Source organism: Microbacterium sp. KUDC0406, from assembly GCF_021582875.1.
Lineage (GTDB): Bacteria > Actinomycetota > Actinomycetes > Actinomycetales > Microbacteriaceae > Microbacterium.
The window spans coordinates 1,505,643-1,519,083 of the sequence record NZ_CP091138.1; the positions used below are offsets into that span (position 1 = coordinate 1,505,643).

At 69.0% G+C, this 13,441-nt stretch carries 14 protein-coding genes and 1 pseudogene; 3 read left to right on the forward strand and 12 right to left on the reverse strand.

The window, feature by feature from the left end; genetic code table 11:
• Window positions 1-36: 36 nt before the first annotated feature.
• The 8 genes from L2X99_RS07605 to prmC all read right to left on the reverse strand — a co-directional run bounded on the left by L2X99_RS07605 (window position 37) and on the right by prmC (window position 5,958).
• On the reverse strand, window positions 37-825 hold the full coding sequence (locus L2X99_RS07605) for a F0F1 ATP synthase subunit delta (RefSeq protein ID WP_236124299.1): 789 nt from the start codon (window positions 823-825) through the stop codon (window positions 37-39).
• Window positions 825-1,376 carry a F0F1 ATP synthase subunit B gene (locus tag L2X99_RS07610; protein WP_236124297.1) on the reverse strand — a complete coding sequence of 184 codons (552 nt, stop codon included), beginning with the start codon at window positions 1,374-1,376 and terminating at the stop codon, window positions 825-827. Before L2X99_RS07610 ends, L2X99_RS07605 begins: the two co-directional genes overlap by 1 nt.
• Before the next feature lie 27 nt (window positions 1,377-1,403).
• Complete coding sequence (gene atpE / locus L2X99_RS07615) at window positions 1,404-1,640, reverse strand: ATP synthase F0 subunit C (RefSeq protein ID WP_236124295.1); 237 nt, start codon at window positions 1,638-1,640, stop codon at window positions 1,404-1,406.
• 59 nt (window positions 1,641-1,699) lie between these two features.
• The gene (atpB, locus tag L2X99_RS07620) at window positions 1,700-2,443 is read right to left on the reverse strand and encodes a F0F1 ATP synthase subunit A (protein WP_236124293.1); all 744 of its coding nucleotides are present in this window, start codon (window positions 2,441-2,443) and stop codon (window positions 1,700-1,702) included.
• Window positions 2,444-2,657: 214 nt separating this feature from the next.
• Complete coding sequence (locus tag L2X99_RS07625; RefSeq protein ID WP_236124291.1) at window positions 2,658-3,146, reverse strand: hypothetical protein; 489 nt, start codon at window positions 3,144-3,146, stop codon at window positions 2,658-2,660.
• Complete coding sequence (locus L2X99_RS07630; protein ID WP_236135813.1) at window positions 3,143-4,288, reverse strand: MraY family glycosyltransferase; 1,146 nt, start codon at window positions 4,286-4,288, stop codon at window positions 3,143-3,145. The genes L2X99_RS07625 and L2X99_RS07630 overlap by 4 nt, the downstream gene beginning before the upstream one ends.
• Complete coding sequence (locus tag L2X99_RS07635; protein WP_236124289.1) at window positions 4,285-5,043, reverse strand: L-threonylcarbamoyladenylate synthase; 759 nt, start codon at window positions 5,041-5,043, stop codon at window positions 4,285-4,287. The genes L2X99_RS07630 and L2X99_RS07635 overlap by 4 nt, the downstream gene beginning before the upstream one ends.
• Window positions 5,044-5,100: 57 nt before the next feature.
• Complete coding sequence (prmC, locus tag L2X99_RS07640) at window positions 5,101-5,958, reverse strand: peptide chain release factor N(5)-glutamine methyltransferase (protein WP_236124287.1); 858 nt, start codon at window positions 5,956-5,958, stop codon at window positions 5,101-5,103.
• A gap of 109 nt (window positions 5,959-6,067) precedes the next feature.
• On the opposite strand from prmC, the gene cysK reads away from it, so the two are divergent.
• The 3 genes from cysK to L2X99_RS07655 are packed head-to-tail and all read left to right on the forward strand — an operon-like array spanning window position 6,068 to window position 8,710.
• Window positions 6,068-7,006: a cysteine synthase A gene (gene cysK / locus L2X99_RS07645; RefSeq protein WP_236124286.1), complete on the forward strand. Its 939-nt coding sequence runs from the start codon at window positions 6,068-6,070 to the stop codon at window positions 7,004-7,006.
• Between the two features lie 50 nt (window positions 7,007-7,056).
• Entirely contained in the window at window positions 7,057-7,608 is a 552-nt protein-coding gene (gene epsC / locus L2X99_RS07650; RefSeq protein ID WP_236124284.1) for a serine O-acetyltransferase EpsC, read from the forward strand.
• Window positions 7,609-7,645: 37 nt separating this feature from the next.
• On the forward strand, window positions 7,646-8,710 hold the full coding sequence (locus L2X99_RS07655; RefSeq protein WP_236135814.1) for a DNA polymerase IV: 1,065 nt from the start codon (window positions 7,646-7,648) through the stop codon (window positions 8,708-8,710).
• A 4-nt stretch (window positions 8,711-8,714) separates the two neighbouring features.
• Here L2X99_RS07655 and L2X99_RS07660 read toward each other — a convergent pair whose 3' ends face one another.
• The 4 genes and pseudogenes from L2X99_RS07660 to thrB form a co-directional block, all read right to left on the reverse strand.
• Complete coding sequence (locus L2X99_RS07660) at window positions 8,715-9,065, reverse strand: YciI family protein (protein WP_236124282.1); 351 nt, start codon at window positions 9,063-9,065, stop codon at window positions 8,715-8,717.
• A 68-nt stretch (window positions 9,066-9,133) separates the two neighbouring features.
• Window positions 9,134-10,208: pseudogene (prfA, locus tag L2X99_RS07665) on the reverse strand (peptide chain release factor 1).
• A 23-nt stretch (window positions 10,209-10,231) separates the two neighbouring features.
• Window positions 10,232-12,271 (reverse strand): transcription termination factor Rho, encoded by a 2,040-nt coding sequence (rho, locus tag L2X99_RS07670; RefSeq protein WP_236135815.1) that lies wholly within the window; start codon window positions 12,269-12,271, stop codon window positions 10,232-10,234.
• 178 nt (window positions 12,272-12,449) lie between these two features.
• A complete protein-coding gene (gene thrB / locus L2X99_RS07675) occupies window positions 12,450-13,382 on the reverse strand; it encodes a homoserine kinase (protein ID WP_442923521.1) in 933 nt (310 codons plus the stop codon).
• Between the last annotated feature and the right edge of the window lie 59 nt (window positions 13,383-13,441).

Genomic DNA, 13,441 nt, shown 5'->3' on the forward strand with positions numbered 1-13,441 from the left:
ATCTGGTGGCGCGGTCAGCCCGCGCGAAGTCTTGAGTCAGCCCGCGAGCTTCTGTCGAAGATCGGCGAGCCGCGCGGAGATGCTGCCATCGATCACGTCGTCTGCGACCTGCACGCGCAGGCCTCCGACCACAGTGGGGTCGACGACAACGTTCAGCGACACGGTGGAGCCGTACCGCCGGGTCAGCGCCTCGCTGAGGCGCGTGTGCTGCTCGGCCGAGAGCGGCGACGCCGTCTGCACCGTCGCCACCACCGCGCCGCGCTGAGAGGACACGATGCTCATGGCGCGGTTCAGCAGCTGACGCACCCGGCGCTCGCGGGGCTGGCGCACCAGCGACGAGACGATCAGCTCGGTCGCGCGGCTGGTGCCGCCGCCGAGCACGCGCTCGATCAGGCCGGCCTTCGCCGCGCTGTCGCCCAGGCGGCTGCCCAGGGCGAGCTCGAGCTCCGGGTTGTCGGCGATGACGCGAGTCACCGCGAACAGCTCACCGGAGATGTCGGCAGCCGGCTCGGCGATCGCGGCGGCGCGGACCGCCAGCGCCTCGATGCCGTCAACCAGATCGGACGCCGAGGACCAGCGCTGCGACGCCGCCACGCGAAGCACCTCGCGCGTGGGCTCGGAGGCCTGCGCGAAGACGTCCGACGCGACCTTCGCACGGGCCTCTGCGGGCACCGACGGGTCGGCGAGCGCGCCGCTCAGCTGAACGGACTCATCGACCAGGCGCGCGACGGCGAACAGCTCGCCGGCGACGTCTACCGTGATCCCCTTCGTCGAGGCCAGAGCGTTCGCCGTGGCCTCGAGCGCCTGAGTGGTCGCGCTGCCCATTACCTGGCCGCCGTCTCAGAGGCCTCGAGGTCGGCGAGGAAGCGGTCGACCACCGCGGCTGCGCGCTTGTCGTCGGACAGCGACTCGCCGACCACGCCACCGGCGAGATCGATCGCGAGAGTGCCGACCTCGCTGCGCAGGGAGACGAACGCGGACTGGCGCTCGGCCTCGATCTGCGAGTGCGCCGCTGCGGTGATGCGAGTGGCCTCGGCGGTCGCGGTGTCCTTCGCCTCGGCGACGATCTTCTTGCCGTCCTCACGGGCGGCCTCGCGGATCGTGCCGGCCTCGGTGCGCGCCTCGGCGAGCTGGCGGGTGTACTCCTCCAGCGCGGCCTCGGCCTGCTTCTGCGCCTCGTCGGCCTTGGCGATGTTGCCCTCGATCGCTGCGGAGCGCTCGTCGAGCATCTTCGTCAGCCGAGGGAGCGCCACCTTCCAGACCACGATGAGGATGATGAGGAACCACACGGCAGACCACACGATGTCGTACCAGGCAGGAATCAGCGGGTTCGGTGATTCCTCCGCTGCCAGGCTCGTGACAAGAGCGTTCAGCATCCTGTCTCCTTCAGAAGTCGCTGTGGGTTACGGGAAGGGGATGAATCCGACGGCGATGCCGACGAATGCCAGCGCCTCGGTGAAGGCGATACCGATCCACATGAGGACCTGCAGGCGGCCGGCCAGCTCGGGCTGACGGGCGACGCCCTCGATCGTCTTGCCGACGACGATGCCCACACCGATGGCCGGGCCGATCGCAGCGAGGCCGTAGCCGACCGCTGCGAGGTGTCCGTTGATTTCAGCGAGAACCGTAGTTGTGTCCACGGGTTTTTCCTTTCGGTTGGGTGGGCGGCGTTAGCCGGCCCGCTCAGTGTCTGGTTGGATCAGTGCTCGTCAGCGACCGCGAGCTGGATGTAGATCGCCGTCAGGACGGTGAAGACGTAGGACTGCAGAACGACGACCAGGATCTCGAAGATCGTGAAGGCGCCGCCGAAGGCGAGGGTGCCGATGCCGAGCAGTGCCCATCCGCCGCCGACGGTGAACATGAAGAACGCTGTGGCGGAGAAGCACAGGACGAGGATCATGTGACCGACGACCAGGTTCATCATCAGTCGGAGGGTGAGCGTCACCGGTCGGATGATGAAGGTGGAGATGAACTCCAGCGGCGTGACGATGATGTAGACGGGCCACGGCACGCCGGACGGGAAGAGCGAGTTCTTCCAGAATCCCAGCGGGCTCTTCTTCATACCGGCATAGATGAACGTGACGTAGCTGATCACCGCGAGAGTCAGCGGAACCGCGATGATCGCGGTACCGGGCATGTTCAGGAACGGGATGATGCCGGTGATGTTCATGAACAGGATCATGAAGAACATGGTCACGAGGATCGGGAGGAAGCGTTCGCCATCCTTCCGTCCGAGCAGGTCGTGCGCGATGTTGTTGCGCACGAAGCCGAGCCCCATCTCCACCAGGCTCTGGAAGCGGCCCGGCACGACACGCATGTGCCGCGTTCCCAGCCAGAGGATCAGGACCAGTGCGATCACTGACAGCGACTGGATCACATGGATCCGGTGCACCGGGATGACGCCGAACAGATCGAACAGGATCGGCGGGAAGAAGTCCTCCATCGAAGGGCCGTGGAACTCGCCGTCGGCAGCAAGTCTGGGTATCAGGGTCGCAGCGAGATTAATCAGCGCAAGCTCCAGCTTCGGGGCACCGATCGAGAACCGGTACGACGATGGACATTGATGCCCGGCACACGCTCGCGTGACGAGGGGCAGGCACGCATCTACACTATCAGATCGCTCTCAGCCTGCCGCACGTCCGGCTCCGAGCTGAGCGTCATTCGCCCTTCTCCTCGGTCTTCGACGGAGCGTGGTCCTCCGGAGCCTCCGAGGGCAGTTCCACGTCGCTGACATGAGGAAGACGCATCTTCGTCAGCACGATCACGTCCACGACGAGCGACAGCAGCACGCCGGCGACGATCGAGAGGAAGAAGACCATCGGCTGGATCCAGGCCTGGCCGCTGAGCACGATCATCACGACGATGAAGATGCCCAGCTTGATCAGCCATCCGCCCAGCACGATGGCGAAGAAGATCTGAACGTAGAGCGGATCTCCGAACCAGCGGTTGGCGATCAGGATGCTCGCCCCCGTGATGGCCAGGAAGACGAAGGCGAGGAACACTCCGAGCAGTCCGCTCCACATCCCGTTCCAGCCGCCGACGACGAATCCGATCGCTCCGGCGACGATTCCCACCACCAGCGCGCCGGCCGCGGACCAGAGGAGGGTGCGGCGCAGGATGGGAGTGCTCGATACGGGGGTGTTCATGACTTCTCCGGTGTTCGGTGCTTCTGGCGGGACGGGTTGAACGTGACCACGAGGCAGGCGATGATGCCGATCACGCCGAAGACGACGCCGACCAGGTATCCGCCTGGCCAGTCCTCGCGCGTGGCGATGTACATCAGCAGCACGGCGATCGAGATCACCGCGGTCCAGGCGTAGAAGATCAGCACGGCGTCGCGGTCGCGGTGGCCGAGATCGAGCATTCGATGATGCAGGTGCAGGCGGTCGGGTGAGAAGGGCGACTTGCCGGCCCGCATCCGGCGGAACACCGCGAGACCGAAGTCGAGCAGCGGCAGCATCACGATCACCACCGGCAGCAGGATCGGGATGAACGCACCCAGCAGCTGCGAGCGGCCGAACTGCTCGGGGTCGAAGGCGTTCGACGGCATCTGCCCGGTGAGAGCGACAGCCGACGTCGCCATCAGCAGTCCGATCACCAGCGCTCCCGAGTCGCCCATGAACAGCTTCGCGGGGCTCCAGTTCAGCGGCAGGAAGCCCAGGCAGGCTCCGATCAGCGCGGCGGCGAGGAAGGTCGCGAGGTTGAAGTAGCTGGAGGCTCCGGAGTCACGGGTGAGCGTGTACGCGTAGATGAAGAACACGCCGTTGGCGATCAGGCAGACCCCCGCGACCAGGCCGTCCAGGCCGTCGATGAAGTTCACCGCGTTCATCACCACGACGATCGCGAGCATCGTCACGCCGATGCTGACCCAGCTGGAGACGAGGATCATCTCTCCGAACGGCAGCGACAGGATCTGCAGCCCGGCGCCGACGGTGATGATGCCCGCCGCGAGGAACTGCACACCGAGCTTGATGAACCAGTCCAGATCCCAGAGGTCGTCGAGCACGCCGACCAGGGCGATCAGCAGCATGGCGCCGAGGATCGACCACATCGTGCGCGGCGGCACCCACATGATGTCGAAGAACGGATTGGCCGCGGAGGCGGCGATGGCCGCCACGATGCCGAGGAAGATCGCCACGCCGCCGAGGCGCGGCGTGGGCTTGGTGTGCACATCCCTCTCACGGATGCCCGGATAGAGCTTGTACTTCAGGCTCAGCTTCCAGACCGCCCAGGACAGCGCGAAGGTGACCGCGGCTGTCAGGATGACCGTGAAGAGGTACTGCTTCACGCGGCGCCGTCCGGAGCCCCGGTCCCGTCCTCGACGCCCTCCCGGGGCGCTCCGCCTTCCTCGGCGGAGACCTCGTCGGGCAGCGCCTCCGGCTCGAGCAGGTCGCCGAGCACGACCTCCAGGCTCTTCCTGCTGATCGCGCCCTGGCGCAGGATCCGCACGAGCGGCGTCTCCGCGGTCGGGTCGGCGAGAGAGGTGCAGTCGATGATCGTGGACGCGATGCCGTTCTCGCTGAGCCCGCCGTCCAGGTACACCGAAACGCTGTCGCCGAGCATCTGCTCGGCATCGGCGGCGGAGATCGCGACGTCCTTGCCCGTGAGGTTCGCGCTGGACACCGCCAGCGGGCCGGTCTCCTCCAGCAGCTCCAGGGCGATCCGATGGTCCGGCATCCGCACCGCGACCGTGCCGAGGGTGTCTCCGAGATCCCACGCCAGGGAGGGCTGGGAGGGCAGGATGATCGTCAGCCCGCCCGGCCAGAACTCGTCGACCAGCCGCTGCACGGGCTCCGGGATGCTCTCGACGAGCGCTGCCAGGGCAGCCTGGCCGGCGACGAGCACGGGCGGAGGCATGTCGCGCCCGCGACCCTTCGCCTCGAGAAGACGGCGCACCGCGGCTGGCGAGAACGCGTCCGCCGCGACGCCGTAGACGGTGTCGGTGGGGAGGACGACGAGCTCGCCCCTGGCGATGGCCTGACGGGCATGGCGCATACCGGCGAGGAGGTCGGCCTCATCGCTGCAATCGAAGACGGAAGACATGGCGGCCTCAGTCTACGCGGGCGCGGCCGGCTCCCTCATCCCCCGGATGTGAGCCGATCACGCCCGCAGCGCCGTCGTCGCCCGGTCGCGGCGCGTCAGATCCTGATGCGTCGCGGCACTGCGCCAGCCGTCGGAGGTGAGGATGCCTCGGATCGCCTCACCCTGGAGCTCTCCGTGCTCGAGCACGAGCGTGCCCCCAGGACGGAGCAGTTCCCGCGCACGGCGGCTGATCACCCGCACCACGTCGAGTCCGTCCGGTCCGCCGTACAGCGCCTGCGCCGGGTCGAACAGCCGCACCTCGGGATCGCGCGGAATCGCCTCGTCCGGAACGTAGGGCGGGTTCGAGATCACGACCGCGGCTGTGCCGCGGAGCTCGTCGAAGGCGCTCGCGAGATCGCCCTGCACGAGTGTCAGGTTCGTGGCATCCGCCGTGTTCCGCGCAGCCCAGGGATAGGCGGCGTCGGAGAGCTCGACCGCGAACACCCTGGCGTGCGGCACCTCGGTGGCCATCGCGAGCGCGATCGCTCCGCTGCCGGTGCCGAGATCGACGCCGATCGGCTCCGGATCAGCAGCTTCCAGCAGGGCGTCGATGGCGAACTGCACGACCACCTCGGTCTCGGGGCGCGGCACGAACACGCCGGGCCCGACCGCGAGCTGCAGCCGGCGGAAGGGCGCGGTACCGGTGAGATGCTGCAGCGGCTCCCTCGAGGATCGCCGCTCGGCCAGCGCGGCCAGTTCCCGCACATCCTGATCCGTGATCGTGTCACCACGCAGCGATGCCGCCTGCACTCCGCCGCGGGAGAGCCCGAGAACGTGTCCGGCGAGCAGTTCGGCATCGACCTGAGGGTCGGGAACGCCCGCGTCCGCGAGCAGCCGGGTGACAGCGCGCAGCCGCGCGGAGAGGGTGTCGGGCATGTGTTTCAGAGTAGGGCACGACCCCTGACACAAACGGTCATCCGGAAAGACGTCCCCGTTAGGCTTGCGGCACTCGACACCCATCGAACCCTGCAATCGAAAGGTCGCCATGTCCGGCATCCACTCCGACATCACCTCCACCTTCGGGAACACCCCGCTCGTGCGGCTGAACCGGCTCACGGAGGGCCTCGGCGCCACCGTCCTGGTCAAGCTCGAGTCGTTCAACCCGGCCTCGAGCGTGAAGGATCGCATCGGCATCGCGATCGTCGACGCAGCCGAGGCCTCCGGCGAGCTCAAGCCCGGCGGCACGATCGTCGAGGCCACCAGCGGAAACACCGGCATCGCCCTGGCCATGGTGGGCGCGGCGCGCGGCTACCGCGTCATCCTCACCATGCCCGCATCGATGTCGAAGGAGCGCCGCGTGCTGCTGAAGGCGTTCGGCGCCGAGCTCGTACTGAGCGACCCGACCAAGGGCATGAGCGGAGCGATCGAGGCTCTCGAGGAGATCATCGAGACCACCCCGGGCGCCGTCTGGGCCCGCCAGTTCGAGAACGCCGCGAACCCGCAGATCCACCGTGACACCACCGCGCAGGAGATCCTGCGCGACACCGACGGGAACGTCGACATCTTCATCGCCGGAGTCGGCACCGGCGGGACCGTCACCGGGGCGGGCCAGGCTCTGAAGGCCGCCAAGCCCGACGTGCAGGTGATCGCCGTCGAGCCCAAGGACTCCCCGCTGCTCTCCGAGGGGCGCGTCGGACCCGCCAAGATCCAGGGCATCGGCCCGAACTTCGTGCCGGCCGTGCTGGACCGCGACGTCATCGACGAGATCATCACTGCGGAGTTCGACGAGTCCCTCGAGACCTCGCGCGCCCTCGCCGCGAAGGAGGGCCTGCTGGTGGGCATCTCCAGCGGCGCCGCCGTCGCCCAGGCGCTGAAGGTGGCCGCCCGCCCCGAGAACGCCGGCAAGACGATCGTCGTGATCGCACCGGACACCGGCGAGCGCTACATCTCCACCGCGCTGTTCGAGGACCTGCGCGAGGACTGATGGGTTTCTTCGGCTGGGTCCCTGAGCCTGTCGAAGGGTGGGTCGGGCGGATGCGCGAGGATGTCGCGTCCGCCCGGCTTCGCGATCCCGCTGCGCGCGGCGCGGTGGAGATCGCTCTGCTGTACCCCGGGCTGCACGCGATCTGGGCGCATCGCGTGAACCACGCACTGTGGCGGCGCGGCCTGCGCTTCCCCGCTCGACTGGGCTCGCAGCTGACGCGCTGGCTCACCGGGATCGAGATCCATCCCGCGGCGGTCATCGGCAGGCGGTTCTTCATCGACCACGGCATGGGTGTGGTGATCGGCGAGACCGCCGAGATCGGCGACGACGTCATGCTCTATCACGGCGTGACGCTCGGCGGCCGGACCAGGGATGCCGGCAAGCGGCATCCCACTCTCGAGGACGGCGTCGTCGTCGGCGCCGGGGCGAAGATCCTCGGCCCCGTCGTGATCGGAGCCGGCACGGCCATCGGAGCGAATGCCGTGGTGACGAAGGACGCCCCGGCGGATGTCGTGCTCACCGGGGTCCCGGCCAAGGTCCGCACCCGGGTGCCCGGCGAGAACCTCGCACATCTCCTCTCCGCACCCGAGTACCTGATCTGAGCCCCGCGCTCCCCCGGCCCCGCGTACGCTCGGGGGCATGCACTGGGTGCTGCACGTCGACCTCGACCAGTTCATCGCGGCGGTCGAGGTGCTGCGGCGCCCCGAACTCGCGGGGCTCCCCGTCATCGTCGGCGGCCGCGGCGACCCCACCGAGCGTGCGGTGGTGTCCACGGCGTCGTACGAGGCTCGGGCCTTCGGCGTCGGATCGGGGATGCCACTGCGCATCGCGGCGCGCAAGGCACCGGATGCCGTCATCCTCCCCGTCGACGCGCCGGCGTACCTCGCCGCCTCGGAGGAGGTGATGTCCGAGCTGCGCGCGCAGCCGGGCGCCGTCGTGCAGGTGCTCGGCTGGGACGAGGCGTTCGTCGGAGTCGACACCGAGGACCCGGAGGCGTATGCGCGCGGCATCCAACAGGCGGTACTCGCCAGGACTGCGCTGCACTGCAGCGTCGGCATCGGCGACACACTGGTGCGGGCGAAGATCGCCACCGGCTTCGGCAAGCCGCGCGGGGTCTTCCGGCTCACCGCGCAGAACTGGGACGAAGTGATGGGCGAGCGCCCCGTGATCGAGCTCTGGGGCGTCGGCTCGAAGATCTCCCGGCGCCTGCTCAGTCTCGGCATCCGCACCGTCGCCGAACTCGCCGCGGCCCCTGACGGCGCTCTCACGGCGGAGTTCGGACCGAGGATGGGCCTCTGGTACCAGGAGCTCGGTCGCGGAGGGTCGTCAGACGTCGTCGACGACACGCCCTGGGTGCCCCGAGGGCACAGCAGGGAGACGACCTACCAGACCGACCTCTCAGACCGGGCCGAGATAGAGGATGCGGCCCTGGCGCTGCTCGACCAGGTGCTCGCGGACGTCGGCGAGGACGGGCGACCCGTCATCGAGCTCGGCTTGAAGGTGCGTTACGCGCCGTTCACGACGAAGACGTTCACCAAGCGGGTGGCCGCGACCACTGATCGCGACGTCGTGGTCGCAAAGGCTCGCGAGATGATCGTGAGGATCGACCACGATCGACCGGTGCGGCTGCTCGGCATGCGCGCCGAGATGGCGATGCCGGAGGATGCCAGGGACGGGCACACGCCCACGCGGGGCGGATGGTGAGCGCTCAGGGAGCCTCGACCAGGCCTCCGCTGTGCACCGGACGGATCTCGACCGCGCCTCCGGCGAGCACGGCGGGGTTGTGGCGCGCCAGTCGTGCCGCCTCGTCGATGTCGGCTGCCTCGATGACGTAGAAGCCCGCGACGACGTCGCCGTCCGGCCGATGCACGCCCTCGACGTCACCGGACCTCCTGACGGTCTTCGCGAACTCTTTCGGCGTGAGCGCGTAGGCGAGGCTCATCCTGCCACTGGCGGCGAGCGCCTCATAGTCGTCATCGCACTCCTTCAGCTCCTCCGGCGTCGCATCGGGAGCGTGGGCGGAATCGGAGACATGGATGAGGACGGCGAACTGCGGCATGGAATCTCCTGAAGTCGTGGGCGGATCGAGCCTAGCCCCCGCCTCCGACCGAGGGGAAGGACTCGCCCTCAGCTGCCGACGGCGGACAGCCGCTCGGCCTCGTCGGCCTCGATGCACGAGGCGATGACCGGAGCGAGTGCGCCGTCCATCACCTGGTCGAGGTTGTACGCCTTGTATCCGGTGCGGTGGTCGGCGATCCGGTTCTCGGGGAAGTTGTAGGTGCGGATGCGCTCGGAGCGGTCCATCCCGCGGATCTGACTCTTCCGGGCATCCGATGCCGCGGCGGCGAGCTCCTCCTGCTGCCTGGCCAGCAGCCGCGCGCGCAGCACGCGCATGCCGGCCTCGCGGTTCTGCAGCTGCGACTTCTCGTTCTGCATCGACACCACGATGCCGGTGGGCACGTGGGTGATGCGCACCGCCGAGTCGGTGGTGTTCACGGACTGGCCGCCGGGGCCCGACGAGCGGAACACGTCGATCTTCAGATCGTTCTGATCGATCTGGATCTCCTCGGGCTCGTCGACCTCGGGGAACACCAGCACACCGGTGGTGGAGGTGTGGATGCGCCCCTGGGACTCGGTCGCCGGAACACGCTGCACGCGGTGCACGCCGCCCTCGTACTTCAGGTGCGCCCAGACCCCCTGGGCGGGGTCGGTGGAAGATCCCTTGATCGCGACCTGCACGTCCTTGTAGCCGCCCAGGTCGGACTCGTTCCGCTCCAGCAGCTCGGTCCTCCACCCCATCGAAGCGGCGTACTGCAGATACATCCGCAGCAGGTCGGCGGCGAACAGCGCAGACTCTGCACCGCCCTCCCCCGCCTTGATCTCCATGATCACGTCGCGGGCATCGTCCGGGTCGCGCGGGATGAGCAGACGGCGCAGCCTCTCCTGCGCGGCCGACAGTCCTTCTTCGAGCGCGGGCACCTCGTCGGCGAACGCGCTGTCCTCGCGGGCCAGCTCGCGCGCCGCATCCAGATCGTCGGATGCCGCGCGACCAGGCGTCGTACGCCGCGACGATGCGCGACAGCTCGGCGTAGCGCCTGTTCACACGCTTCGCGCGCGCGGCGTCGGCGTGCACCGCCGGGTCGGAGAGCTCCTCCTGCACCCGGCGGTGCTCGTCGATCAGGCCCTGGACGGACTCGAACATGCCGCTGCCCTGCTCAGACGCGGTCAGCGGATGCTGTTCTCGTGTCCGTGCGACGACCCGGTCGCAGGCTTCTGCATCTGGACGTTCTGCATCTGAACGAGGAACTCCACGTTCGAGCCGGTCTCCTTGAGCTTGCCGAGCACCACCTCGAGGGCCTGCTGCGGGTCGAGACCCGCGAGGGCGCGACGCAGCTTCCAGGTGATCTTGACCTCGTCGGGCGAGAGCAGCATCTCCTCGCGGCGGGTGCTCGACGCGTTCACGTCGACCGCCGGGAAGATCCGCTTGTCGGCCAGCGCGCGCGACAGACGCAGTTCGCTGTTGCCGGTGCCCTTGAACTCCTCGAAGATGACCTCGTCCATCTTGGAGCCGGTCTCGACCAGCGCGGTGGCGAGGATGGTCAGCGAGCCGCCGTTCTCGATGTTGCGCGCAGCGCCGAAGAAGCGCTTGGGCGGGTACAGCGCGGAAGCGTCGACACCGCCGGTGAGCACGCGACCCGAGGTCGGAGTGGAGACGTTGTACGCGCGGCCGAGACGGGTGATCGAGTCGAGCAGCACGACGACGTCGCGGCCCAGCTCGACCAGGCGCTTGGCGCGCTCGATCGCCAGTTCGGCAACCGTGGTGTGGTCCTCGGCGGGACGGTCGAAGGTCGAGGCGATGACCTCGCCCTTGACCGAGCGCTGCATGTCGGTGACCTCTTCGGGGCGCTCGTCCACGAGGACGACCATGAGGTGCACCTCGGGGTTGTTGTGCGCGATCGCGTTGGCGATCTGCTGCAGCACGATCGTCTTGCCCGCCTTCGGAGGCGCGACGATGAGGCCGCGCTGGCCCTTGCCGATCGGAGCGACGAGGTCGATGATCCGCTGGGTCAGCTTCTCGGGCGCGGTCTCCAGGCGCAGGCGCTCCTGCGGGTACAGCGGGGTGAGCTTGCCGAACTCCACGCGGGTGCCGGCGTCGTCGGTGGACAGTCCGTTGATCGAGTCGACCTTCACCAGGGCGTTGTACTTCTGGCGGCCCTGCTGCTCGCCCTCGCGGGGCTGCTTGATGGCGCCGACCACCGCGTCGCCCTTGCGCAGGTTGTACTTCTTCACCTGGCCGAGCGAGACGTACACGTCCGTCGGACCGGGCAGGTACCCGCTGGTGCGCACGAACGCGTAGTTGTCGAGCACGTCGAGGATGCCGGCGACCGGGATGAGGACGTCGTCCTCACCGATCTCGGTCTCGAACTCGTCGGCGGTCTGGTTTGCGCCACCGCGACGCTTGTTGCGCTGACGGGAACGGCCGCCGCCCTGCTCGTCATCAGACGAGGACTGCTGCTCCTGCTGACCGCCCTGACCGTTCTGGCCGCCCTGACCGTTCTGGCCGCGACCACGGCTGCGGCTGCGGCTGCGGGTGCGGCCACGGCCGGAACCCTCCTCGCCGTCGCCGGATTCCTTGCCCTCTGCGGCCTGATCCGCGGACTTCTCCGCCTGCTGCGCACCGGACTCCGACGAGTCGGATGCGGCCTCGGTCTCGGGGGCCTGCTGCTCGGACTTCTTGCCGCGGCGGCGGGCCGGCTTGGCCGTCTCACCCTCGGCTGCGTCCTTCGCGTCGGCGTTCTTCTCGGCCTTCTCGGCCTGCTCGGCCTTCTGGGCCTGCTCGCCCGCTGATGCCTCGGCCTTCGCCGCACCGCGCTTCGACGGGGTGCGCTTGGCGGGCGCCTCTGCAGCGGCCGGCTCTGCAGCGGCCGGCTCTGCAGCGGTGTCGGCGGAGGCGATGTCGAGGGTCTCGCCCTCGGGAGCAGCATCCGCCTTCTTCGCGCGGCTTCGCGGCGCACGCTTGGCCTTCGGCGCATCCGCCGGAGCAGCCGCAGCGGCGTCGGCGGCCGGGGCGGCGGAGGCCTCGGTCTCGGCCTTCTCAGCGGCCTTGGCCGCGGCGGTGGCCGTGGTGGCACGGCGCGGCGCGCGCTTGCGCGGCGCCTCGGTGGCCGGCGCGTCGGCAGCGGGCGCTTCCGCGGCCGGAGCGGATGCGGGGGCGCCGTTCACCGGCGCCGTCTGGTCGTTCTGGGTCTCGGAGAAGTTCTCCACGAGTACTCCCTCATATGTCGTGGGAAATGAGCAATCCTGGGCGCACAGCGATGCTGGGCGCGTTGCACGCACAGGCGACGAGCGCCAGCCAGCCGGAACCGCGAAGGAACGGATTCCTTCTCAGACCGGGGAAAACGTGCGGATCTCGCAGATGTGCGATGGGGCCAGATTCACGAAGTTACGTGGAGCCCTCCGCTCGATTCCTTACTGTACCACCCCGCACGTCGACTGCGAGCATGTGGGCGGTCCACGGGGTGTCCGTGACGGAGTCCGCCAGTTCGACGGCCGCCTGGCGGTGGCCAGGTCCGTCTGCGAGCACGAGCACGCTGGGCCCGGCGCCCGAAACGACCGCCGCGAAGCCCGCCTGACGCAGCGACTGCACCAGCCGCAGCGTCTCGGGCATGGCCGGACCGCGGTAGTCCTGGTGCAGGCGATCCGCAGTGGCATCCAGGAGCAGCTCCGGACTCTGCGTCAGCGCCGCCACCAGAAGAGCGGAGCGCGAGACGTTGAACACGGCGTCCTCCCGCGGCACCTGCGGGGGCTGCAGCGAGCGGGCCAGCGAGGTCGACATCGTGAATCCGGGCACGAACACCAGCGGTGCGACACCACGGTGCACGAGCAGCTTCTTGTGCGCGGGCCCGCGCTCGCCGATCCAGGCGATCGTGAGACCGCCGAACAGGGCAGGGGCCACGTTGTCGGGATGCCCCTCGAGCTCGGTCGCGAGCCGCAGCAGCGCATCGTCGTCGAGATCGACGTCGCCGGCCAGCAGTCCCCTGGCCGCTAGGATGCCGGCTGTCACCGCCGCCCCGGAGGATCCGAGTCCCCGGCCGTGCGGAACGCCGTTGTCGGCGACGATGCGCAGGCCGGGCAGCGGTCGCCCGGCATCGGCGAAGACGTGCGCGATGGAGCGCACGACGAGGTTCGTGGCATCCGTCGGGATCTCGTCCGCGCCGGAGCCGGACACCTCGATCTCGAGACGGTCATCGGCGAACGACGACACGACCAGGTGATCGTAGATGCTCAGAGCGAGGCCGAGGGTGTCGAACCCCGGGCCGAGGTTCGCGCTGGTCGCGGGAACGACGACGTCCACGGTGCGCAGAGCTCCCGCCACGGATTCCTCGCCCGGCAGGTCGGTCGGCTCGGCGCCGGCGACGACGGTGACACCCACGG